Annotated in this window: 37 protein-coding genes; 1 reads left to right on the top strand and 36 read right to left on the bottom strand. The window is 44.1% G+C overall.

Annotated features, from left to right (window positions below; translation table 11 throughout):
- Positions 1-490: 490 nt before the first annotated feature.
- The 36 genes from ABLA33_RS06320 to rpsL form a co-directional block, all read right to left on the bottom strand.
- Positions 491-1168, bottom strand: a complete 678-nt coding sequence (locus tag ABLA33_RS06320; RefSeq protein ID WP_347719653.1) for a hypothetical protein — start codon at positions 1166-1168, stop codon at positions 491-493.
- Between the two features lie 18 nt (positions 1169-1186).
- The gene (locus tag ABLA33_RS06315) at positions 1187-1660 is read right to left on the bottom strand and encodes a hypothetical protein (RefSeq protein ID WP_347719652.1); all 474 of its coding nucleotides are present in this window, start codon (positions 1658-1660) and stop codon (positions 1187-1189) included.
- A gap of 621 nt (positions 1661-2281) precedes the next feature.
- Complete coding sequence (rplQ, locus tag ABLA33_RS06310) at positions 2282-2767, bottom strand: 50S ribosomal protein L17 (protein ID WP_347719651.1); 486 nt, start codon at positions 2765-2767, stop codon at positions 2282-2284.
- A 107-nt stretch (positions 2768-2874) separates the two neighbouring features.
- Entirely contained in the window at positions 2875-3861 is a 987-nt protein-coding gene (locus ABLA33_RS06305) for a DNA-directed RNA polymerase subunit alpha (RefSeq protein WP_311491183.1), read from the bottom strand.
- 123 nt (positions 3862-3984) lie between these two features.
- A complete protein-coding gene (gene rpsD / locus ABLA33_RS06300; RefSeq protein ID WP_347719650.1) occupies positions 3985-4593 on the bottom strand; it encodes a 30S ribosomal protein S4 in 609 nt (202 codons plus the stop codon).
- A gap of 48 nt (positions 4594-4641) precedes the next feature.
- Positions 4642-5031: a 30S ribosomal protein S11 gene (gene rpsK / locus ABLA33_RS06295; RefSeq protein WP_009348431.1), complete on the bottom strand. Its 390-nt coding sequence runs from the start codon at positions 5029-5031 to the stop codon at positions 4642-4644.
- Positions 5032-5040: 9 nt separating this feature from the next.
- A complete protein-coding gene (gene rpsM, locus ABLA33_RS06290) occupies positions 5041-5421 on the bottom strand; it encodes a 30S ribosomal protein S13 (protein WP_311491185.1) in 381 nt (126 codons plus the stop codon).
- A gap of 30 nt (positions 5422-5451) precedes the next feature.
- Positions 5452-5568, bottom strand: coding sequence for a 50S ribosomal protein L36 (rpmJ, locus tag ABLA33_RS06285; protein WP_083823602.1), 117 nt, complete (start codon positions 5566-5568; stop codon positions 5452-5454).
- Positions 5569-5583: 15 nt separating this feature from the next.
- Positions 5584-5802 carry a translation initiation factor IF-1 gene (infA, locus tag ABLA33_RS06280; RefSeq protein WP_009348429.1) on the bottom strand — a complete coding sequence of 73 codons (219 nt, stop codon included), beginning with the start codon at positions 5800-5802 and terminating at the stop codon, positions 5584-5586.
- Position 5803: 1 nt separating this feature from the next.
- Entirely contained in the window at positions 5804-6598 is a 795-nt protein-coding gene (gene map, locus ABLA33_RS06275; protein ID WP_347719649.1) for a type I methionyl aminopeptidase, read from the bottom strand.
- 26 nt (positions 6599-6624) lie between these two features.
- Positions 6625-7971, bottom strand: a complete 1347-nt coding sequence (gene secY, locus ABLA33_RS06270; RefSeq protein WP_347719648.1) for a preprotein translocase subunit SecY — start codon at positions 7969-7971, stop codon at positions 6625-6627.
- A gap of 2 nt (positions 7972-7973) precedes the next feature.
- Positions 7974-8420, bottom strand: a complete 447-nt coding sequence (gene rplO / locus ABLA33_RS06265) for a 50S ribosomal protein L15 (protein ID WP_311491188.1) — start codon at positions 8418-8420, stop codon at positions 7974-7976.
- 16 nt (positions 8421-8436) lie between these two features.
- Complete coding sequence (gene rpmD, locus ABLA33_RS06260) at positions 8437-8616, bottom strand: 50S ribosomal protein L30 (protein ID WP_311491189.1); 180 nt, start codon at positions 8614-8616, stop codon at positions 8437-8439.
- 7 nt (positions 8617-8623) lie between these two features.
- Entirely contained in the window at positions 8624-9130 is a 507-nt protein-coding gene (rpsE, locus tag ABLA33_RS06255; RefSeq protein ID WP_009348424.1) for a 30S ribosomal protein S5, read from the bottom strand.
- Between the two features lie 5 nt (positions 9131-9135).
- Positions 9136-9480, bottom strand: a complete 345-nt coding sequence (gene rplR / locus ABLA33_RS06250; protein WP_311491190.1) for a 50S ribosomal protein L18 — start codon at positions 9478-9480, stop codon at positions 9136-9138.
- Positions 9481-9498: 18 nt separating this feature from the next.
- Positions 9499-10065 (bottom strand): 50S ribosomal protein L6, encoded by a 567-nt coding sequence (gene rplF / locus ABLA33_RS06245; RefSeq protein WP_311491191.1) that lies wholly within the window; start codon positions 10063-10065, stop codon positions 9499-9501.
- A 13-nt stretch (positions 10066-10078) separates the two neighbouring features.
- Positions 10079-10474, bottom strand: coding sequence for a 30S ribosomal protein S8 (rpsH, locus tag ABLA33_RS06240; protein ID WP_311491192.1), 396 nt, complete (start codon positions 10472-10474; stop codon positions 10079-10081).
- A 62-nt stretch (positions 10475-10536) separates the two neighbouring features.
- The gene (gene rpsN / locus ABLA33_RS06235) at positions 10537-10839 is read right to left on the bottom strand and encodes a 30S ribosomal protein S14 (protein ID WP_009348420.1); all 303 of its coding nucleotides are present in this window, start codon (positions 10837-10839) and stop codon (positions 10537-10539) included.
- A gap of 7 nt (positions 10840-10846) precedes the next feature.
- Positions 10847-11404 (bottom strand): 50S ribosomal protein L5, encoded by a 558-nt coding sequence (gene rplE, locus ABLA33_RS06230; RefSeq protein WP_009348419.1) that lies wholly within the window; start codon positions 11402-11404, stop codon positions 10847-10849.
- On the bottom strand, positions 11404-11727 hold the full coding sequence (rplX, locus tag ABLA33_RS06225; RefSeq protein ID WP_311491193.1) for a 50S ribosomal protein L24: 324 nt from the start codon (positions 11725-11727) through the stop codon (positions 11404-11406). The genes rplE and rplX overlap by 1 nt, the downstream gene beginning before the upstream one ends.
- Positions 11728-11749: 22 nt before the next feature.
- A complete protein-coding gene (gene rplN / locus ABLA33_RS06220) occupies positions 11750-12115 on the bottom strand; it encodes a 50S ribosomal protein L14 (RefSeq protein ID WP_311491194.1) in 366 nt (121 codons plus the stop codon).
- A gap of 2 nt (positions 12116-12117) precedes the next feature.
- The gene (gene rpsQ / locus ABLA33_RS06215) at positions 12118-12375 is read right to left on the bottom strand and encodes a 30S ribosomal protein S17 (RefSeq protein WP_311491195.1); all 258 of its coding nucleotides are present in this window, start codon (positions 12373-12375) and stop codon (positions 12118-12120) included.
- Positions 12376-12384: 9 nt separating this feature from the next.
- The gene (gene rpmC, locus ABLA33_RS06210; RefSeq protein ID WP_009348415.1) at positions 12385-12582 is read right to left on the bottom strand and encodes a 50S ribosomal protein L29; all 198 of its coding nucleotides are present in this window, start codon (positions 12580-12582) and stop codon (positions 12385-12387) included.
- Between the two features lie 2 nt (positions 12583-12584).
- Positions 12585-13010, bottom strand: a complete 426-nt coding sequence (gene rplP / locus ABLA33_RS06205) for a 50S ribosomal protein L16 (RefSeq protein ID WP_009348414.1) — start codon at positions 13008-13010, stop codon at positions 12585-12587.
- Between the two features lie 15 nt (positions 13011-13025).
- Positions 13026-13760, bottom strand: a complete 735-nt coding sequence (gene rpsC / locus ABLA33_RS06200) for a 30S ribosomal protein S3 (protein WP_311491196.1) — start codon at positions 13758-13760, stop codon at positions 13026-13028.
- 12 nt (positions 13761-13772) lie between these two features.
- Positions 13773-14171 (bottom strand): 50S ribosomal protein L22, encoded by a 399-nt coding sequence (rplV, locus tag ABLA33_RS06195; protein ID WP_311491197.1) that lies wholly within the window; start codon positions 14169-14171, stop codon positions 13773-13775.
- Between the two features lie 34 nt (positions 14172-14205).
- On the bottom strand, positions 14206-14472 hold the full coding sequence (rpsS, locus tag ABLA33_RS06190; protein WP_009348411.1) for a 30S ribosomal protein S19: 267 nt from the start codon (positions 14470-14472) through the stop codon (positions 14206-14208).
- A 15-nt stretch (positions 14473-14487) separates the two neighbouring features.
- Positions 14488-15312, bottom strand: coding sequence for a 50S ribosomal protein L2 (gene rplB / locus ABLA33_RS06185; RefSeq protein WP_311491198.1), 825 nt, complete (start codon positions 15310-15312; stop codon positions 14488-14490).
- Positions 15313-15319: 7 nt separating this feature from the next.
- Positions 15320-15610, bottom strand: a complete 291-nt coding sequence (rplW, locus tag ABLA33_RS06180) for a 50S ribosomal protein L23 (protein ID WP_311491199.1) — start codon at positions 15608-15610, stop codon at positions 15320-15322.
- A 15-nt stretch (positions 15611-15625) separates the two neighbouring features.
- On the bottom strand, positions 15626-16255 hold the full coding sequence (rplD, locus tag ABLA33_RS06175) for a 50S ribosomal protein L4 (RefSeq protein WP_311491200.1): 630 nt from the start codon (positions 16253-16255) through the stop codon (positions 15626-15628).
- Positions 16255-16875, bottom strand: a complete 621-nt coding sequence (rplC, locus tag ABLA33_RS06170; protein WP_311491201.1) for a 50S ribosomal protein L3 — start codon at positions 16873-16875, stop codon at positions 16255-16257. Before rplC ends, rplD begins: the two co-directional genes overlap by 1 nt.
- Positions 16876-17833: 958 nt before the next feature.
- Positions 17834-18034, bottom strand: a complete 201-nt coding sequence (locus ABLA33_RS06165; protein ID WP_347719647.1) for a hypothetical protein — start codon at positions 18032-18034, stop codon at positions 17834-17836.
- A 332-nt stretch (positions 18035-18366) separates the two neighbouring features.
- Positions 18367-18672, bottom strand: coding sequence for a 30S ribosomal protein S10 (gene rpsJ, locus ABLA33_RS06160; protein WP_009348403.1), 306 nt, complete (start codon positions 18670-18672; stop codon positions 18367-18369).
- Between the two features lie 90 nt (positions 18673-18762).
- Entirely contained in the window at positions 18763-20883 is a 2121-nt protein-coding gene (fusA, locus tag ABLA33_RS06155) for an elongation factor G (protein ID WP_311490841.1), read from the bottom strand.
- A gap of 24 nt (positions 20884-20907) precedes the next feature.
- Positions 20908-21384 (bottom strand): 30S ribosomal protein S7, encoded by a 477-nt coding sequence (rpsG, locus tag ABLA33_RS06150; RefSeq protein ID WP_009348401.1) that lies wholly within the window; start codon positions 21382-21384, stop codon positions 20908-20910.
- A 96-nt stretch (positions 21385-21480) separates the two neighbouring features.
- Positions 21481-21864: a 30S ribosomal protein S12 gene (rpsL, locus tag ABLA33_RS06145; protein WP_009348400.1), complete on the bottom strand. Its 384-nt coding sequence runs from the start codon at positions 21862-21864 to the stop codon at positions 21481-21483.
- A gap of 455 nt (positions 21865-22319) precedes the next feature.
- Between rpsL and ABLA33_RS06140 the strand changes: the two genes are divergently transcribed.
- Positions 22320-23043: sulfatase-like hydrolase/transferase (locus ABLA33_RS06140; protein WP_347719663.1), on the top strand; the 724-nt coding region annotated here is incomplete at its 3' end.

Genomic DNA, 23043 nt, shown 5'->3' with positions numbered 1-23043 from the left:
AAGAAACTCATGAAAGAGCGTTTCTTAAACCGAATTGGAGTTACCAAATATTATTGGCGATAAGGTAAGTATTATCATTGATGCAGAGTTCTCCCCAGAAAAGAAGTAAAATAAAAGCAAAGACAAGTATTTCCCTGCTAACAATCTAGCAGTCAACGCATTAAAAAAGATAATGTATTACTCGGTAAAACATCACCTTTTACGCACCAAAACATCACCTTTTTTGCAGCAAAAGATGATGTTTTTTTTAGCTATCCATTGCTTTTTAAAGTTTGGTAGTATGCTTCTTTCTCCAGCTTTTTGTGTAGCTCATCCTAACTTGCCTAAAGAAGCGTTAGTGCTTTAAAGAAGTATGCTCATCCATTTCTTCCTCATCTTTGTTTCTCACGTTGCCAAAGAATGTCTGTAAACAATAACTACGGATAACCCCACGATGAGGTTATCCGTAGCCATTCTATAGGTTTAATAAAAAGTGAGTGTATCTTTTTTATTAAAAATCTACCTGAAGATGAGTAAACTTTTCGCCTAACTTCTTTAAGAAATGACGTCCTGTAGCAGCTGCAATGAGCTTCTTATTGAAAGAATAAAGCATATACTTCTCTTGTGTAGGATAAAACTCTGTACACAACGATAGCTCTTTAACTCCTCCATTGTCTGGGAATGAAAGCGTAAAGAATGCTGCAGTAGCACTTAATTGCTTTCTTGCTACAGGATCATCACAAGGAGTAATCTTAGCTTCTGCTAAACGATCGTTCTCAAAAATATAGTGGTTTTTAACCTCTTCACTCTTATCTAGCTCTATAATGTGCAATCCGTCTTCTGCTAATATCAAAGGAGTTGCGACATAAACTGTTCTAAACTTCACCATTCCTAAGGTACACAATCCATATAGAAAGTCCTTAAAACCATTCTTCATATGCTCCTTTGTACCTGGTGCATGAAACAAACAGCTTGCTGCAAGAACTTGTTTTCCATCTAATTGCTTTAGACAGTCTTTAAGTTCTGAGGAATAAAAGTCTGTAATCTCTTGCTCGGTAATGTTCTTAACACGGTTATCTAAGTCTGCTTGAGTATAACCTTTTACACCGAAGAACTTACTGTAAAAGAAACTAAAAGCAAACGCTACAACGATGAAAACTGCGATAAAGATAATTTGTGTAGTAGGCATAATAATAATTTTTGTAATTTATAATTTCGTTGGCTCTTTTATGTCATCATCTTTGCCACAAAAAGACCCAGCAATAGGAATTCCTATGAGTATAATAAGTAAAAGCTTAGCTCCCCAGCGTGTGTACCAGCTAAGACTCAGCTTTTCTTCCACATCAACACCTTTTTTCTTAAGAATTTCTTTCACCTTTTGCTCCTCTTGAGGAGACTTAAAATCGTAGATTAACTGGTTTTCCTTATCATAAAGAACTATTTTAGGCTCCTCTTCTATATAGAGAGGAAGAATATAAGCAATATTAAACTCCTTATGATATCGCGCAATATCTAGCTTATCTTCTCCTTCATAGAGGCTGTCTTGCTTAGAAGTAGTGTATATAACGTCCACTACATCTCGGCTACCAAAGGGTATTTTAAGCTTTGCTTCGCTCTTAATTGAAAGAAAAAGGAAGATAAAGAATAGAGCATAAGCTTTGATGGAAAAAGTACTTTTCACTTGTTTTTAATTTAGCTTGAATATAGGGTTATTTAAGTTTGATGCATTATACATAGTTGTAAATTTAGTTATTAGCAAAAATTAGTATCATTTTAAGGCAATGATATACCAAAAAAATAAAACAAAAAGTGCTATGACTATCGAACACAAAATTACAGAAAGATTTTACTATACAGCTTTTTCTATAAGATTTTTTATGAAATAATAGCAAAACATATGCTAAAACCTACAAAAAGGGAATATGGCATAAGTGACAAAAAGAGACCTAAAATGGGTCTCTTTTTCTCTTATATGCCAAAAAGAGACCTGAAACTGCTTGTATCCACTTTATCCATACGGGGAATGAGCCTTTAAAAAGTCTTGAATGAATACTTTTCTCCTTTCTTTGCTAATCCCCTTATGCAGGTCTAGTTTTGCCTTCAAAGTAGAGTTGAGTGCTTCTAATTCATTATTTGTATTTGGCATATGCAATTCGGAAGTACAAGAGATTTTAGGTCTCTTTTTGTCATATAAGCCAAAAGCAAAATGGAGGATTTGAGAATTACTCAAAAAGTTTATAGAAATAAAAAGCCCCGCACATCACTGTGCAGGGCTAAAATATGCAATAGAGAATTGTGTCGATTATTCAGCTGCTGCTTCTTCAGCAGGAGTTTCAGTTGCAGGTGCTTCAGCTGCGGGAGCTTCAGCGGCTGCAGCCTTACGGCTACGACGCGTGCGCTTTGCCTTCTTCTCTTCCTTAGCCATGTTTTCATCGTAGTCAACGAGTTCGATGAAAGCCATGTCGGCACCATCACTCTGGCGGAAGCCGAGCTTGATGATACGAGTGTAGCCACCGGGACGGTTAGCCACTTTCTCAGAGATATTCTTGAACAATTCAGTAACAGCGAATTTGTCCTTCAAATAGCTGAAGACAACGCGGCGAGAGTTCGTTGTGTCGTTCTTACTCTTGGTGATGAGCGGCTCAACGTACTTCTTCAGAGCCTTAGCCTTGGCGAGAGTCGTAGTGATTCTTTTGTGCTGGATCAGAGAAACTGCCATATTGGCAAGCATTGTGCTTCTGTGGGATGCAGTACGACTCAGATGGTTGAATTTTTTATTATGTCTCATTTTTTTGAATGTTGGTTGTTGCGTCGAGTGAGGGCTTTGGCCTTAGCTTAGGCCTCTCAGCAGATTGCAAACAACGGTGGAGTTTACGGACAACTTTTGTCGTTCAATTAATCGTTGTCCAATTTGTAAAGGGTTGTGTCCATCCCGAACGACAGATTCTTGCTCTCGAGCAAATCATCAAGCTCAGTGAGTGATTTCTTACCGAAGTTGCGGAACTTGAGGAGGTCAGACTTATTGAACTGAACGAGATCGCCCAAAGTTTCAACATCGGCTGCCTTGAGACAGTTGAGCGCACGAACTGAAAGATTCAGATCAGCGAGCTTCTGCTTGAGGAGCTGACGCATTTTGAGGGTGTTCTCATCAATCGGTGGATTGTCTACACTTGTTGAGTTGCTCGCGGTGATACTCTCATCGGAGAACAGAGCGAAGTGGTAGATCAGAATTTTTGCTGCTTCCTTCAGCGCATCTTTTGGCTGGATGGAACCATCCGTAGTGATTTCAAGCACGAGCTTGTCGTAGTCGGTCTTTTGCTCAACACGATACGGTTCAACGCTGTACTTAACATTGCGGATGGGAGTGTAGATGGAGTCGATGGCTATCTGATGGATGTCAGAGCAATAGTCGCGGTTTTCATCAGCGGGGACATAACCACGGCCTTTGTTGACAGTCAGTTCGATGGTCATCGAGGCTTTCGAATCTAAATGACAAATCACCAAATCAGGATTTAACACTTCAAATCCGTTGAGATGGATATCACCAGCCTTGAACTCCGTGGAGTTGGAGATGGTTAGCTGGGTCTTCTCAGTGTCGTACTCTTCTACCAGTTTCTTGAAACGTACTTGCTTCAAGTTAAGGATGATGTTGGTTACATCCTCGCTGACTCCAGGCACGGTAGCAAACTCATGCTCAACACCTTCGATCTTGATGGTATTGATGGCATAGCCTTCGAGAGAGGAGAGCAGGATGCGACGGAGGGCATTTCCGACAGTGGTACCGAAGCCCGTTTCCAAAGGACGAAGTTCGAATTTTCCGTACTTATCGTCGCTTTCCAACATGATCACTTTGTCAGGTTTTTGAAATGCTAATATCGCCATTAATTCTTTTTATTTAGGATTTTGGGTAAAGCCTTTTCAGGCTATGAGACAAATCGATAAAGATTTGCCAAAAGTTTCCTCCTCTCCTCCCCTCCAAAAAAGAGGGGAAGGGAGAAAGGCTTTTTAGTTCTTAGAGTACAACTCGACAATCAGCTGCTCCTTGATATTCTCAGGGATGTCAGCACGTTCGGGCATGTGCAGAAGCTTGCCACCCTTAACGCTTTCGTCCCATTCGATCCAAGGATACTTGCTGTGGTTGAAGCCTGCCAAAGAGTCTGCAACTACTTCGAGACTCTTAGACTTCTCACGTACAGCGACGATCTGACCCGGTTTTACACTGTAAGAAGCAATGTTCACTACTTGACCATCAACAGTGATGTGCTTGTGGTTTACAAGCTGACGAGCTGCTGCACGAGTAGGAGCGATACCCAGGCGATATACAACATTGTCAAGACGGCATTCGAGATTCTGAAGGAGAATTTCACCGGTAATGCCGCTGGTTGCTGCTGCCTTATCAAACATGTTACGGAACTGACGTTCAAGAACACCATAAGTGTACTTAGCCTTCTGCTTCTCAGCAAGCATGACACCGTACTCAGAGCTCTTACGACGGCGACCATTGCCGTGCTGGCCGGGAGGGAAATTACGCTTTGCGAGAACTTTATCAGCACCGAAGATAGCCTCGCCGAAACGACGTGCGATGCGAGACTTAGGACCTGTATATTTTGCCATTTTTTTTAATTTTAGCTTTTAATATAACAATTCAACTTGCTATTGGAATTATACCTTTCTTCTCTTCGGAGGACGGCAGCCATTGTGGGGCAGCGGAGTAACGTCGATAATCTCGGTAACTTCAATACCTGCACCATGGATGGCACGGATAGCAGATTCACGACCATTGCCGGGACCCTTAACGTAAGCTTTCACCTTACGAAGACCGAGGTCGAAAGCTACCTTGGCGCAATCCTGTGCTGCCATCTGAGCAGCGTACGGAGTGTTCTTCTTGGAACCACGGAAGCCCATCTTACCAGAACTTGACCAGCTGATAATCTGACCTTCACTGTTCGACAAGGAAACGATAATATTATTGAAAGAGCTGTGAACGTGAAGCTGACCCATTGCGTCAACCTTTACGTTACGCTTCTTAGCTGCAACTGTTTTCTTTGCCATAATCAATTATTATTTAGTAGCCTTTTTCTTGTTTGCAACGGTCTTTTTGCGACCCTTACGAGTACGAGCGTTGTTTTTCGTGCTCTGGCCGCGTACAGGAAGACCTGCACGGTGACGGATACCACGGTAGCAACCGATGTCCATGAGACGCTTAATGTTCATCTGAATTTCGCTGCGGAGGTCACCCTCTACTTTGTATTCAGCACCAATAATCTCACGAATCTTTGCTGCTTGGTCATCAGTCCAATCCTTTACTTTAATGTCCCTGTCAATACCGGCTTTATCCAAGATTTTAGCCGCGCTACTACGACCTAATCCGTAGATATAGGTCAGGGCGATTTCGCCTCGCTTGTTCTGAGGCAGATCGACACCAACAATTCTTATTGCCATATACTTGTTTTATTACTTTGCGAAAACTGATTAACCCTGACGTAATTTCATCTTAGGGTTCTTCTTGTTAATCACATACAGACGACCCTTACGACGTACAATCTTGCAATCGGCGGATCGTTTCTTCAAGGATGCTCTTGTTTTCATTATTATTTTGCTTTTTTATTTATATCGGAAAACGATTCTACCTTTTGAAAGGTCGTAGGGACTCATTTCCACTTTTACCTTGTCTCCGGGAAGGATCTTGATGTAATGCATACGCATCTTTCCTGAGATGTGGGCTGTTATTTCATGCCCATTCTCCAACTCTACGCGGAACATTGCATTGCTCAATGCTTCAACAATTGTTCCATCTTGTTCTATCGCTAACTGCTTAGACATATTAATGTTTTGTTCTTTCTATTTGTTCTACTTCTTCGAATGATGAGAGAATATCGGCTTTGCCATGGTGAATAGCTATGGTGTGCTCATAATGTGCAGCACTTTTGCCATCGCGCGTCTTTACGCTCCAACGGTCGGGCAATAGATATGAGGAGGCTTTTCCTTCTGTTATCATTGGCTCTATGGCGATGCAAAGTCCATTGGAGATTGCGAGGCCTGTGCCTGCTGTCCCGTAATTAGGAACCATGGGGTCTTCGTGCATTTTCTTTCCTATACCATGACCGGCATACTGTCGGACGACGCCGTATCCATATTGCTGGACATGATGCTGCACTGCGCATCCTATATCTCCTAAGCGGTTGCCTACAATGGCTTGTTCGATTCCTTTATAAAGGCTTTCTTTCGTCACTGACAGTAACTGCTTGATTTCTGCTTTCACTTCACCTACACAAAAGGTGTAACATGAATCTCCACAGAAGCCTTCGAGGAGAACTCCGCAATCCACCGAGACTATATCACCTTTCTTCAATGGTTTATCCTCTGGAATACCATGAACGATTGTGTCGTTAACTGAGGTACAAATGGATGCAGGAAAGGCGGGGCCAAAAGGATTAGGACATCCCTTAAAACTTGGGACCGCGCCATTGTCGCGAATGAAATGTTCAGCCAAGGTGTCCATCTCTCGGGTGGTTACACCCGGCTGAACAATTTTTGCGATTTCCGCAAGAGTTGCTGCTACAAGCTGATTTGCTTTTCGCAGCGCCTCTATCTCATCTTCCGTTTTCAGATATATCATCCGAATCGGTTTAAATGGAAATTTTCTTAATATGCTGCTACGCTTGAACGATTGCGTGTGTGCCCAGCGTTGAGCAAGCCGTCGTAATGACGGACAAGCATGTAGCTCTCAATTTGCTGAAGAGTATCGATAACAACACCGACAAGAATCAACAATGAGGTACCACCAAAGAACTGAGCGAAACCTTGCTTAACACCGAAGAGTACAGCAAATGCAGGAAGAACTGCAATCAACGCAATGAAAAGAGAACCAGGGAAGGTAATTCTTGTCATAACTGTGTCGATATAATCTGCCGTAGCTTTACCGGGCTTTACGCCAGGGATAAAACCGCTGTTACGTTTCATATCTTCAGCCATCTGCACGGGATTCATCGTGATAGCCGTGTAGAAATAAGTGAAGAGAACAATCAAGATAACATAGATGATGTTGTAAGGAAGGCTAAATTGATCAGAGAGAAGATGTCCTACTGGGTTTGAACCATCCTTAGAGAACGCCATAATCATGGTGGCGGGGATAAACATAATGGCTTGAGCGAAGATAATCGGCATTACGTTGGCTGCAAATAGCTTCAACGGAATATACTGACGTGCTCCGCCAAACTGACGGTTACCCTCGATACGCTTTGCATATTGAACCGGAACCTTGCGAGTAGCCTTTACAAGCAGGATAGACAGTGCCATAACGAAGAGCAGAGCGATAAGTTCGAAAAGGAACATTATCAAGCCACCACCTTCTGCTCCAGAGATAGAAGATGTGAGCTGCTCAAAAATAGCACCAGGGAAGCGTGCAATAATACCGATCATAATGATGAGAGAAACACCGTTTCCTACACCCTTGTCGGTTATACGCTCACCCAACCATAGGATGAACATGCTGCCTGCAGCAAGGATAATCGTAGACGAGAACATAAACCAGAACGTATCACCAACCATGAAAGCACCACTCTGGCCCACTTGTGAACGAAGGTTTATCATATAGGTAGGAGCTTGGAACAAAAGAATTGCTATCGTCAACCAACGAGTGTATTGATTGATCTTTCTCTGTCCGCTCTCACCGTCACGTTGCATCTTCTGGAAATACGGTACGGCTACAGCCAAAATCTGAATAATAATGGATGCAGAGATGTAAGGCATAATACCAAGGCCAAATACTGACGCATGAGAGAATGCACCACCTGAGAACATATTCAACAGGGACATCAAACCGTTTTCCGTTTGACTCTGCAGAGCTGCAAGACGAGTTGGATCAATGCCTGGCAGTACTACAAAAGAGCCAAAACGATAGATGGCAATGAACAGGAGAGTAATGAGGAGTCGCGTACGCAAATCCTCAATTCTCCAGATGTTCTTTAGAGTCTCGATTATTTTTTTCATAATTAGATCTTAGTTGCGGTTCCACCAACTGCCTGAATAGCAGCTTCTGCAGTCTTGGAGAAGGCGTTAGCCTCTACAGCCAACTTAGCCTTGAGGTCGCCATTACCAAGAATCTTTACTAACTGCTTAGAGGAGATGAAACCTGCAGCAATCAGTTCTTCGCGACCAATCTTCTCTAAATTCTTCTGCTCAGCGAGAGCCTGCAGAACACTGAGGTTAATGGCCTTGTATTCAACGCGGTTGATATTCTTGAAGCCGAACTTCGGCAAGCGACGCTGCAACGGCATCTGACCACCTTCGAAGCCAATCTTCTTGTGGTAACCAGAACGCGACTTAGCACCCTTGTGACCACGAGTAGAAGTGCCTCCCATGCCAGAGCCTGGACCACGACCTACTCGTTTATCATGATGCGTAGAGCCATTCGCGGGTTTTAAAGTATGTAATTTCATGACTTTCTGTTTGTTTTTACTGTTCAACAATCTCAACCAGGTGGCTTACCTTGCGAATCATACCGCGCATTACGGGATTATCCTCAACCTCTACAGTGCGATATAATTTCTTCAGGCCCAGTGCATCAAGTGTACTTTTCTGGTCTTTAGGAGCATGAATTCTGCTCTTAATCTGCTTTACTTTTATTGTTGCCATAGTCGAATTATCCTCTGAATACTTTATCCAATGAAACACCGCGCTGCTTAGCAACTGTACGTGCATCACGCATATTGCTCAAGGCAGCGATTGTTGCCTTCACAAGGTTGTGAGGGTTTGAAGAGCCTTTCGACTTTGCCAGAACGTCTTTGATACCTACGCTGTCGAGTACGGCACGCATAGCGCCACCTGCCACAACACCAGTACCTTCAGATGCCGGAAGGATGATAACTTCTGCACCACCATAGTGAGCTGTCATCTCGTGAGGAACTGTACCTTTGAGTACAGGAACCTGAACGAGGTTCTTCTTTGCAGCTTCAACGCCCTTAGCGATGGCTGCAGAAACTTCACCAGCCTTGCCGAGGCCCAGACCGATAACGCCTTTACCATCACCAACTACTACGATAGCAGCAAACGTGAACGTACGACCACCTTTAGTAACCTTTGTTGTACGATTGATAGCAACCAGTCTATCCTTTAATTCTTCGCTATTAACATTTACTCTGTTTGCCATAATCTTTAGAATTTAAGTCCACCTTTGCGGGCACCATCTGCCACCTGTTTTACACGACCGTGATAGAGATAACCATTACGGTCAAAAACAACCGTAGTGATACCTGCTGCGATGGCTTTTGCTGCTACAGCTTCACCAACTTTCTCTGCCTGCTCTTGTTTGGGCATGGCTTCAAAACCGAGAGAAGAAGCGCTAACAAGCGTCTTCTGAGCTTCATCATCGATAATCTGTGCATAGATCTGCTTGTTGCTGCGGAACACGCTCAGACGGGGACGAGCCGCAGAACCAGAGATCTTATTGCGTACCCGATATTTGATTTTAATGCGACGTTGTTCTTTTCTTGTAGTCATAATCTTATTCTATTAAAATTACTTAGCACCGGCTGCCTTACCACTCTTGCGGCGGATCTGCTCACCGATATACAGAATACCCTTTCCTTTATAAGGTTCAGGCATACGGAAAGAACGAATTTTGGCGCAAACCATGCCGAGCAACTGCTTATCGCAGGACTCTAGGCTAATATACGGGTTCTTGTTTCTTTCGCTCTTAGTCTCAACCTTGATTTCAGCAGGAACTTGAAGGAAGATGCTGTGAGTAAAACCGAGAGAGAATTCAATCAAGTTGCCTTGATTAGATACACGGTAACCAACACCTACGAGCTCCATTTCTTTCTTATAGCCTTCGCTAACACCAACAACCATGTTATTAACCAATGCACGATAGAGGCCATGGAAAGCCTGCTTCTGCTTTTGGTCTACATCGCTGTTCTCGTTGATAGCGAAAGTAATCTGACCTTCTTCAAGGGAAACTGAGATAGCGGGATTAACCGTCTGAGACAGCTCACCCTTCGGACCCTTAACGGTCACTACATTATCCTTGACGTCAACTGTAACGCCAGCAGGAATGTTAATCGGCAATTTACCTATTCTAGACATGTTAACCTCCTAATTAATATACATAGCAAAGAACTTCGCCACCAATCTTCTCAGCGGATGCTTCCTTGTTTGTCATTACACCTTTGGAAGTGGATACGATTGCAATACCCAATCCGTTGATAACTCTCGGCATTTCGCGGTAGCCTGTATACTTACGCATACCAGGACGAGAAACTCGCTGCAAGCTCTGAATAGCACTTGCCTTTGTTTCAGGCTCATACTTGAGAGCGATTTTGATTGTTCCCTGAGGACCATCTTCTACAAACTTGTAGTTGAGGATGTAACCTTTCTCGAAGAGAATCTTCGTGATGTCCTTCTTCAGGTTTGATGCGGGTACTTCAACCACACGATGCTTAGCCTGGATGGCGTTGCGCAACCGCGTCAGAAAATCTGCTATTGGATCTGTCATTTGTTTGGTTGTTTAATTAATCGGGACTATCCCGACAATATTAAATAATAATAAAAAGGAATTTACCAGCTTGCTTTCTTTACGCCAGGGATAAGACCGCTAGAAGCCATCTCGCGGAATTGGATACGAGACAAGCCGAAGAGACGGATATAGCCTTTGGGGCGCCCCGTCAACTTGCAACGGTTGTGCAGGCGGATAGGATTAGCATTGCGGGGGATAGCCTGCAGCTTACGAGCTGCCTCGTAAGCTTCTACAGGATCCTGCGATTTGTTAACAATCTCCTTCAACGCTGCACGCTTCTTTGCGTATTTGGCTACCAGTTTAGCACGCTTTACTTCGCGTGCTTTCATTGATTCTTTTGCCATATTTTAATTAGTTGTTTTTAGCGTTATTAAAGGGAAGACCGAATTCTTTGAGCAGAGCGAAACCTTCTTCATCGGTAGCTGCAGTGGTAACGAACGTGATGTTCATACCTGTCATGCGTTCAATTGTATCGATGTTAATTTCTGGGAAGATAATCTGCTCTTGAATACCGAGTGTATAGTTACCACGGCCATCGAGCTTACTTGCGATACCCTTAAAGTCACGGATACGGGGCAGAGCCACGCGAACCAGACGCTCAAGGAATTCGTACATACGCTCACCACGGAGAGTAACCATAACACCGATAGGCATCTTCTTACGAAGCTTGAAGTTTGCAACGTCCTTCTTAGAAACTGTTGCAACAGCCTTCTGACCAGTGATTGTTGACAATTCGTTCAAAGCTACGTCAATGACTTTTTTGTCGGCTGTTGCCAAACCAAGTCCCTCGTTGATGACGATTTTAGTCAGACGGGGAATCTGCATCGTTGACTTGTAGTTAAACTTATTCATCAGAGCCGGTGCAATGCGCTCTGCATATTCTTTTTTAAGACTTGCTGTATTGCTCATTACTTGATCTCCTCTCCTGATTTTTTAGCGAAGCGAACCAACTTACCAGCCTCATTCAGGCGGCGGCCGATACGTGTAGGAGTTTTTCCATCTTTAGGATCAACCACGTTAAGGTTCGAAATATGAATTGGGGCCTCCATCGTAACGATGCCACCCTGCGGATTTTTGGCACTCGGCTTCTGGCTTTTAGAAACCATATTGAGACCTTCTACGATAGCGCGTTGCTTGTCAACGAGTACGCGGACAACCTTGCCCGTCTTACCCTTTGCTTTACCTGCGTTTACGTATACGGTATCGCCTTTTTTAATATGTAACTTAGTCATTACTGTTTCTGTTTACTTTGAATTAAAGAACTTCAGGTGCCAAAGAAACGACTTTCATGTTCGTTGCACGGAGTTCACGGGCAACAGGACCGAAGATACGACTACCGCGGATTTCGCCAGCATTATTCAGAAGAACGCAAGCGTTGTCATCGAAACGGATGTATGAACCATCGGGACGACGAATTTCCTTCTTAGTGCGTACAATCAAAGCCTTGGAAACAGCACCTTTTTTCAGGTCACTTGAAGGGATGATGTTGTGAACAGCCACAACAATAACATCACCTACAGAAGCGTAGCGACGGCGAGTACCACCCAGCACACGGATGCAGACTGCTTCACGAGCACCGCTATTGTCAGCTACGTTCAATTTACTTTCAACTTGGATCATAATTACTTAGCTCTTTCTACGATTTTAACAACTCTCCAACGCTTTGATTTGCTAAGAGGGCGGGTTTCCATGATCAGGACAGTATCGCCTTCATTGCAATCGTTCTCCTCGTTATGAGCATAGAACTTTTTCGTTTTAGAGATAAACTTACCATAAATCGGGTGTTTCTCCTTAAACTTTGCTGCAACAACAATTGTCTTGTCCATCTTGTTGCTGACAACAACACCCTGTCTTGTCTTTCTTAAATTTCTAGCTTCCATTCTGGACTATTATTTATTGTTGAGTTCGTTTTCGCGCAACACCGTTTTGATCTTGGCAATCGTACGACGAGCCTCTTTAATCTGCGCGGGATTTTCCAGAGGAGAAACGCTGTGATTGAGCAGCATCTGGTTGTATTTTTCAACCTCTGCGTCAAGGCGCTCCTGGAGCTCATTGGCTGCAATTTTACGGATTTCTGCTATTTTCATAATCAAGCGTTTTTATCGTAATCGTGTCTTACAACAAATTTGGTAGTAACGGGAAGCTTCTGTGCTGCAAGGCGAAGAGCTTCTTTAGCTACTTCGAAGGGAACGCCTTCGATTTCGAAGATAATGCGACCTGGAGTGATAGGGAAAACGTATCCAACGGGATCACCTTTACCCTTACCCATACGTACGTCAGCAGGCTTCTTAGTGATAGGTTTGTCAGGGAAGATGCGAATCCAGCTCTGACCTTCACGCTGCATATAACGCGTCATTGCGATACGAGCAGCTTCGATTTGGCGACCGGTGAGCCAGTGTGTATCGAGGCTCTTGATGCCGAAACTACCAAATGCCAGCTGGTTACCACGCTGTGCATTACCTTTGCAACGGCCTTTTTGCGGTCTTCTGTATTTTGTTCTTTTCGGTTGTAACATAATACTCTAAAGAAATTAACGGTTGTTGTTTCTGTTGCCACGGAAACGACGACGATCGCGGCGATCGCCACCTTCGCGACGGCCGGTCTCCTTCTCAGGAGTAAAGTTTGGCTGAAGGTCACGTTTGCCATAAACGATGCCACGGCAAATCCAAACCTTGATACCAATCAGACCTACCTTCGTAAGAGCTGCTGTCTGGCAGTAGTCGATGTCTGCGCGGAGGGTGTGCAGCGGAGTGCGACCTTCCTTAAACATTTCCTTACGTGCCATTTCTGCGCCATTCAGACGGCCAGAAACTTGTACCTTAATACCTTCGGCACCCATGCGCATAGCATTAGCAACAGCCATTTTGATGGCGCGACGATATGCTACTTTACCTTCAATCTGGCGAGCGATGCTTTGGCCAACGATGTTTGCATCGAGATCCGGCTTGCGCACTTCGAAGATGTTAATCTGTACGTCCTTATCTGTGATTTTCTTAAGTTCTTCCTTGAGCTTGTCAACTTCCTGACCACCCTTACCAATGATGATGCCCGGACGAGCGGTGCATACAGTAATCGTAATGAGTTTTGGGGTACGCTCGATCACGATGCGTGAAACGCTGGCTTTAGCAAGACGTGCATCGAGATACTTACGGAGTTTGCTATCTTCGAGAATACGATCGCCGAAGTTAGAACCGCCGAACCAGTTAGAATCCCAACCACGAATAATTCCAAGTCGGTTACTTATCGGATTTACTTTTTGTCCCATACTTCTTTTCGATTAATCATTAGTTTTAGTTCCTACGTGAAGAGTCACGTGGTTTGAACGTTTGCGAATTCTGTAACCGCGACCTTGAGGTGCTGGACGCATACGCTTCAGCGTTACGCCTTCGTCAACAAAAACCTTGGTGATAAACAATTCGCCATCCTCTGCCTTGCGGTCGTTCTTCTGCTCCCAGTTAGCGATTGCACTGCGAAGAAGTTTTTCAACATCCAAGCTTGCTGCTTTCTTAGAGAAGCGGAGAGTTGCCAATGCGCGGTTTACTTCCATGCCGCGAACCATGTCAACGACGTAGCGCATTTTGCGGGGAGAGGAGGGAACATTTCGCAGTGAAGCGAAATATTGGGTCTTCAGGGCTTCTTTTCTAGCGTTAGCCGCTAATTTTTTTCTTGCTCCCATTTATCTTTTTACTTTTTATTACTGGATTGAAAGCCTATCGTTTGTTACCAGCGTGACCACCAAACTTACGTGTCGGTGCAAATTCACCGAACTTGTGGCCTACCATGTTCTCGGTAACATAGACGGGGATGAATTTATTGCCGTTATGAACTGCTACAGTGTGACCGACGAAGTCGGGAGAAATCACTGATGCGCGAGCCCATGTTTTAACAACGCTCTTCTTGCCACTTTCGTTCATGGCGAGAATCTTCTTCTCGAGAGAAACTGCGATGTACGGACCTTTTTTAAGTGAACGACTCATACTTTAATCTTTAGGTTACTTTTTACGTCTTTCGATAATGTACTTGTTCGACTGCTTCTTCGGAGCTCTTGTCTTCAAGCCCTTAGCATACAAACCGGTACGTGAACGTGGGTGTCCACCACTCTGGCGGCCTTCACCACCACCCATTGGGTGATCAACAGGGTTCATAACAACACCACGGTTGTGAGGACGACGACCCAACCAGCGTGAACGACCTGCCTTACCGGAGGATTCAAGAGCATGATCAGAATTGCCGACGCTACCAATCGTAGCCTTGCAAGCACCTAAGATTCTACGAGTTTCACCGCTAGGTAACTTGATAACACAATAGTCACCTTCGCGTGATGTCAGCTGTGCGAAGTTACCTGCACTACGAACGAGCAATGCGCCCTGACCCGGACGGAGCTCAATGTTGTGAACAACGGTACCTACGGGGATGTTCTTCAAAGGAAGAGCATTACCAACTTCGGGAGCTGCTTCAGCACCAGACATGAGCTGGTCGCCTACTTTCAATCCATTAGGAGCGATAATGTAACGCTTTTCACCGTCTGCGTAGAACAAAAGAGCGATACGAGCTGAACGGTTCGGATCGTATTCGATTGTTTTAACGACTGCGGGTACACCATCTTTCTCACGTCGGAAGTCGATGAAGCGATATTTTCTCTTGTGGCCACCGCCGAGGTAACGCATGGTTTCCTTACCGACGTTGTTGCGACCACCGCTTACACGCTTACCGTAAACGAGAGATTTTTCTGGTACGGATGCAGTAATTTCTTCGAACGTACCAATAACTTTGTGTCTCTGGCCCGGTGTAGTGGGCTTAAATTTACGTACTGCCATCAGTTATTTAGATATTGCTATAAAAATCGATAGTTTCGCCCTCTTTCAGGGTTACGATTGCCTTCTTAAAGGCATTGCTACGACCACGTACGAGACCAGCACGAGTATAACGTGACTTGTTCTTACCAGCATAAACCATAGTGTTAACTGCTGTGACGTGAACATTGTAGCGAGCTTCAATCTCTGACTTAATCTGGACTTTATTTGCTTCGGGCTTTACGATGAAGCCGAACTTATTTTCCTTCTCTGTCAGAGCCGTCATCTTCTCAGTGACGATAGGTTTGATAATGAATGCCATATCTTACTTCGTAGCTTACTTGGTTAAGACAGCTTCAATACCTTTCAGAGCGTTCTCTGTTACAACCATTACGCTAGCATCCAAAACACGATATGTGTTGAGTTCTGCTGCGTTGGCAACGCGAACATTCTGCAAGTTGCGAGCTGACAAATATACATTTTTGTTTGATTCTGGCAAAACTACGAGCACCTTCTTATCGGCAACGTTGAGATTCTTTGTAAACTCAACACAGCTCTTCGTCTTGGGAGCTTCCAGATTGAAGTCTTCAACAACAACAATAGCGTTCTCCTGTGCCTTGTAGCTAAGAGCGCTACGGCGAGCAAGAGCCTTCACCTTCTTGTTGAGCTTGAAGCTATAGTTGCGGGGCTTCGGACCGAACACGCGAGCACCACCAACGAGCACCGGTGAATTGATATCACCACGGCGTGCACCGCCACCGCCTTTCTGACGGCCGAGCTTCTTAGTAGAACCACTCAGTTCGCTTCTTTCTTTAGACTTTGCCGTACCCTGGCGCTGAGCTGCCATGTAGTGTTTCACGTCGAGGTAGATGGCGTGGTCATTCGGCTCTATGCCGAAAACAGAATCGTTCAGAGTAACTTTTCTGCCGGTATCTTCACCTTTGATATTAAATACGCTAACTTCCATTACTTTTCAACAATTACGATTGAACCTTTACATCCTGCAACTGAACCCTTGATCAAGAGTAAGTTGTGCTCAGGGATAACTTTTAAAACTTTCAGGTTTTGAGTGGTGACGCGCTTTCCGCCCATCTGGCCACCCATGCGCATACCCTTGAAAACTTTTGCAGGGTAAGAGCAGGCACCGATAGAACCCGGTTTACGCTGACGGTCATCCTGACCGTGAGTCATCTGACCAACACCACCGAAACCGTGGCGTTTAACAACGCCCTGGAAACCATGACCCTTAGAAGTTCCTGCTACATCAACGAAATCTTCGTCCGTAAAAACATCAGAAACACTGAGGGTGTCGCCCAAATTCAGTTCCTTGTCAAAACCTGTGAACTCAGCCAAGTGGCGCTTGGGAGTGGTACCAGCTTTCTTGAAGTGACCGAGAAGGGGAGCAGAAGTATTTTTCTCTTTTGCTTCCTGGAAACCTACCTGAACGGCAGCATATCCATCTTTCTCAACGTTCTTCACCTGAGTTACCACGCAAGGACCTACTTCGATAACAGTGCACGGCACGTTCTTGCCGTCGGCACTGAAAACGGATGTCATTCCGATTTTCTTTCCTAATAATCCTGGCATTTCAGCTTGATTAATTTATGTAAATAAAAATATTAAAATCTATTTTGTGCGTAGCCCAAATCCCATCGCGACTGAGAAGTGGGGCGCATGTTGCTCTCACAACTATTAGGCTTAACGCCCTTATAATAAAGCAGGTATCTAACGTTTCCTACTTTTCGCGGGTGCAAAATTACAAAACTTATTTTATTGCACAAAGAATTTCTCCAATTATTTTTATTTCAATCATTTAGGAGGTACATCCGAATCTCTGCATTGCAAAAACCAATGCAAAAACGCACTTCTCTAATAAGAGAGTCGAACTATACACAAGAAGGACATGAGGACCACTTCAACCATACTCAACGGTAAATCTTCACCTAAAAGAGTGACAGATTGAATCCTTCTTCTGCTACAAAAGAAAAAGAACTTTTTTGTTTTCACGTTGTCACACATGAGCAAAGCAACTTGGAAAGCAAGCATTTACAATGCGCTGCAACAGTCTTTCCTCTTCATTTTATCGTCACACTGTTGTCACACTCTTAACACAAACGTTTTCAAGGCCTTAAATATCAACGGTGTCGATGTAATGAGGTGACAACAAAAAATAACTCCAGAAGAAGAGTAGACATCTCTTCTACGTCCTGCTTCTCCTACTGCGTCAGCTGCTACTATAAGCGCGCCAGCCGACACAATAAGCCTTTCAGCTCACAGCCTTATTGTATCAGCAAATCCAATAAGGATATTTTTATACACTCCACTCTCTTTCGCTGCCAAAGAATCTTTGAGAAAAGCTATAGCAAGGTTCCTCCTACATAGAAAACCATAGCAAGACACCACGCATGGCCTCCCCCACTACACTCTATTTAGCCATTAGCTTAGCATAGGACAACAGTTTGAATTATACAAAACAAAAATCCCCTATTCCAGAAATAGAAGGGGGATTTTGTTTGCAAATATAAATTCTTCGTCAACGAGATTCTTAGTCAGACCAAAGATTACGCCCGCTTGAATGTTTGCGAGTTTCTCCAACCAAATCTGTATCGTCATCATCCTCATCAGGAGGAATCACGCTTACATCAAATCCTACGTTTTTAGGCTCAGATCCTGCTAAATGCTGCTCGCTCTCAAAAAAATATACATCACAGTGTGGGCACACATATCTTTTAAGTTCTGTATTCATAAAGTTTTAATTATTTATAGATAAAATTATGCTAATATTCCAGGAAGGATTCCAGCAAAATCCATAGAAATAATATCAAAGATAGTTTTTTATCATCTCTTACATCCATCATTGTTCATCTCTATACGAAAGTAAAAATCCAAAAGAAAAAATCATATCATTTGCTGTAACACAGCTAAGTGACTCTTACAGAATAAGCGCAAAGCTATAAGGGTAGATTTATTACTCTCTATTATTATTACTACTATCCTTTCTAAAAGAGTATATAAAAGCTCCTTTTCCTACAAAACAAGAAAAAGGAGCTATACTGTTTTAAACAGTGAGCCTAACGACTACACCTTGATTTCAACTTCAACACCGCACGGAAGTTCGAGCTTCATCAAAGCATCTACCGTCTTAGGAGTTGCGCTGTAAATATCAATGAGACGCTTGTAAGTGGAAACCTGGAACTGCTCACGAGATTTCTTGTTTACGAACGTACTACGGTTTACAGTGATGATGCGCTTGCGCGTGGGGAGAGGAATCGGACCACTAACGATAGCGCCGGTTGCCTTCACGTTCTTAACGATCTTCTCTGCTGATTTCTCAACGAGAGTGTGGTCGTAGCTTTTCAGCTTAATACGAATTTTCTGACTCATTGTCTTTATTTGTTTTGAATAATCTGTCGGAGACGTACAGGCTAAGAGTCATTCGTTAGCCTGCCGTCTGGACAGTAGTGAAAAAAGTTTTTACTTGATGAGGTCTACGCGGCCATTGATTTCCTCAAGTACCGCACGTGCGATAGAAGAAGAAAGAGGAGCGTGGTGGTGGTATGTCATAGAAGACGTTGCACGACCAGAGGTGATAGTACGCAGAGCTGTTACATAACCGAACATTTCTGCGAGAGGCACCTTAGCCTTTACGATACGAGCACCGCTACGGCTGCTCTCCATACCTTCAACCTGACCACGACGCTTGTTCAAGTCGCCGATAACATCACCCATGTTCTCTTCTGGAGTTACAACTTCGAGAGCCATAATTGGTTCCATCAGAACAGGACCTGCTTGCGCGCAAGAGTTCTTGTAAGCCTGGAGGGCTGCAACTTCGAATGACAACTGGTCAGAGTCAACGGGGTGGAACGAACCATCAAGCAACTCTACTTTGAGGCTATCAAGAGGGAAGCCACCGAGCACACCGGCCTTCATTGCACTTTCAAAACCCTTCTGTACGCTAGGAATGAACTCCTTAGGAATGTTACCACCAGTAACCTTGTTAACAAACTGGAGTCCGCCTTCCTTGAAGTCTTCATCCACTGGACCAACGTTAACGATAATGTCTGCAAACTTACCGCGACCACCACTCTGCTTCTTATAAACTTCGCGGAGGTTAACTGTCTTCGTGATAGCTTCCTTATAGTTAACCTGAGGTTTACCTTGGTTACATTCTACCTTGAACTCACGCTTCAGACGGTCGATAATAATATCGAGGTGAAGCTCACCCATACCAGAGATAATGGTCTGACCACTCTGCTCGTCAGTACGAACGGTAAAGGTTGGGTCTTCTTCTGCCAACTTTTGCAAACCGAGAGAGAGTTTGTCCATATCCTTTTGAGTCTTAGGCTCAACAGCGATACCGATAACGGGATCGGGGAAGTCCATAGATTCGAGAACGATGGGGTGTGCTTCGTCGCAAAGAGTATCACCTGTGTGGATATCCTTAAAACCTACACCTGCACCGATATCACCTGCATCGATGCTCTCCATTGGAATTTCCTTGTTGGAGTTCATCTGGAAGAGGCGGCTGATACGCTCCTTCTTACCAGAACGGCTGTTGTAGATATAAGAACCTGCTGCAATCTTACCGGAATAAACGCGGAAGAATACGAGGCGGCCCATATATGGGTCAGTAGCAATCTTAAATGCGAGAGCTGAAGTAGGTTCGTCTTCGCTTGGCTTACGATCTTCTTCTTCGCCTGTGTCAGGATTCGTACCAACAATGTTGACTGCATCCATAGGGCTGGGAAGGAAAGCACAAACGTAGTCGAGCAAAGGCTGAACACCCTTATTCTTGTAAGAAGAACCGAGAAGCATAGGAGTAATCTCCATAGATACGGTACCCTTGCGAAGAGCTGCGATGATTTCTTCTTCAGTGATAGTAGAAGGATCGTCGAAATACTTCGTCATGAGGTCCTCGTCGAAGTTAGAAGCTTCCTCGAGCATCTTGTCGCGCCACTCTTGAGCTTCGTCAACAAGTTCTGCGGGAACGTCTTCTATATCGTAGTCTGCGCCCATTGTCTCATCGTGCCAAAGGATAGCCTTCATCTTGATGAGATCTACAACACCCCTGAAGTTTTCTTCTGCACCGATAGGAATCTGAACAGGGACAGGGTTTGCGCCGAGGAGGTCCTTCATCTGGCGTACAGTCTCAAAGAAATCTGCACCAGAACGGTCCATCTTGTTCACATAACCAATACGGGGGACGTTGTATTTATCAGCCTGACGCCAAACAGTCTCAGACTGCGGCTGAACGCCATCGGCAGCAGAGTAAGTAGCTACAGCACCATCAAGAACACGAAGAGAACGCTCAACCTCAGCTGTGAAGTCAACGTGTCCCGGAGTGTCAATCAGGTTGATCTTATAAGAATTATTATTCCAGTTCCAAGAACATGTTGTAGCAGCGGAAGTAATAGTGATACCGCGCTCCTGCTCTTGGGCCATCCAGTCCATTGTTGCTGCACCGTCGTGAACCTCACCAATCTTGTGAGTTTTACCAGTGTAGAAAAGGATACGTTCGGATGTAGTCGTTTTACCAGCATCAATGTGGGCCATGATACCGATATTACGCGTCAAATGAAGATCTTGTTTTGCCATTGTTTATTTTATGCTACTTGCTGTTTAGAATCTGAAGTGAGCGAATGCACGGTTAGCCTCAGCCATGCGGTGCATATCTTCCTTACGCTTGAATGCGCCACCCTGCTCATTGAATGCATCCATGATTTCGGCAGCGAGCTTATCAGCCATAGTCTTACCTCCGCGCTTACGAGCGAAAGCAATCATATTCTTCATAGAGATGCTCTCTTTGCGGTCGGGACGAATCTCTGTAGGCACTTGGAAAGTAGCACCACCAATACGGCGGCTCTTCACCTCTACCTGCGGAGTGATTTTATCGAGGGCAGCTTTCCAAATCTCCAGCGGAGACTTTTCATTGTCCTTCATCTTCTCACCTACGAGGTTCAAAGCATTGTAGAAAATCTCATAAGAGATATTCTTCTTACCATCGTACATCAGGTGATTCACAAACTTGGAAACCTTCTGGTCTCCGAAAACGGGATCCGGAAGGATCAAACGTTTTTTTGGTTTAGCTTTTCTCATTTTTCTTATTGGTTTTAATGGGCTGCATCTTTGTTCTTCAACTCGCCGTTGCGATGTTTACTCAACCTTTCTGCAAACCAAACTTTTTATTTCTAATTACTTCTTAGCTGCTTTAGGACGCTTAGCACCGTATTTAGAACGACGCTGCGTACGGTTAGCAACACCAGCAGTATCCAATGTACCACGAACGATGTGATAACGAACACCAGGGAGGTCTTTCACACGACCGCCACGAACCAAAACGATGCTGTGTTCCTGCAAGTTGTGTCCCTCTCCGGGGATGTAAGAGTTGACTTCTTTAGAGTTCGTCAAACGAACACGAGCCACCTTACGCATTGCTGAATTAGGCTTCTTCGGCGTTGTGGTATAAACACGAACGCACACGCCTCTACGCTGTGGGCAAGAATCAAGAGCAGGCGACTTGGAGTTAGCCGTTTCTGCTGTTCTACCCTTTCTTACTAATTGTTGAATAGTAGGCATTTTGTTGATTTTTAATTGTTTATATATTTGTTTTATTTTTCTTACTTGAGATGTAGGCATACAACATGCCTTAGCGGCTGCAAAATTATGAAAAACAATCTGAACGAACAAGATTTCAACAACTTATATTTAGCATCTTTTTCTCTTTCATCCATTCAGAGGACACTTCCTCGGAGCTTTGTGTTCTATTTTTTCGTCAAGACTCACTATGATTTTTCTTCATTTACATATCAGCATAGAAAACATCAGAACGAGGTTTTTCTTCTCCATTCCTCTAAAGATGTATCGCAGATCGTAAATATAAAAACTCGCACGAAAGGTTTCACTCGTGATTTTTTTGCGTTTTGTATGGAGGCACAGAATAAGTTTTACCTCACAAAGATGTATATTTGCAATCATAACATCTAACGCATTTCATAAACACATATATGAAGAACTTTTATCCGTTTTTTGGAATGGCTTTAGCAGGTTTTGCACTAAGCCTTCCTATGCAGGCCCGACAATGTCCCAATATCGTTCTTTTTCTAGTAGACGACATGGGATGGCAAGAAACATCTGTTCCTTTCTGGGAACATCCCACTCCGCTCAACAATCGCTACCATACACCAAACATGGAGCGACTTGCCAATATGGGCGTGAAATTCACCCAAGCCTATGCGTGTGCAATATCTTCTCCGTCACGCTGTTCGCTCCTCTCGGGAATGAATGCAGCACGCCATCGCGTGACAAATTGGACGATTCATTTCAACCGAACAACGGATTCTCCCAGCGACTCTATTGATTTGCCCGAATGGAACTGTAATGGCATTCAACCAGAGAAGGCGCAGAACTATGCTAATTTCGGACGAGCTACTTTTATCACTCCGCTTCCTCAACTTCTACACGATCATGGATATTATACCATCCTTTGTGGCAAAGCTCACTTTGGTGCGCAGCAGACACCTGGAGAAAATCCTACAGAGATGGGATTCGATGTAAACATTGCTGGAGCTGCAAATGGTGGTCCTGGCAGCTACTTGGCAGCAGACAATTACGGCCGTGGAGATTTTCACGTGGGCGGTTTAGAAAAATACTACGAAAAAGGAACTTTTCTCACAGAAGCTTTAACGCTCGAAGCAATAGACCATCTCAAAAAGCCCATTGCTGAAAAGAAGCCTTTTTTTCTCTATATGTCACACT

It is taken from the genome of uncultured Alloprevotella sp., from assembly GCF_963536905.1.
Lineage (GTDB): Bacteria > Bacteroidota > Bacteroidia > Bacteroidales > Bacteroidaceae > Alloprevotella.
Note: the sequence above shows the minus strand (reverse complement) of the source record. Positions and strands in the feature narration are given on the sequence as shown.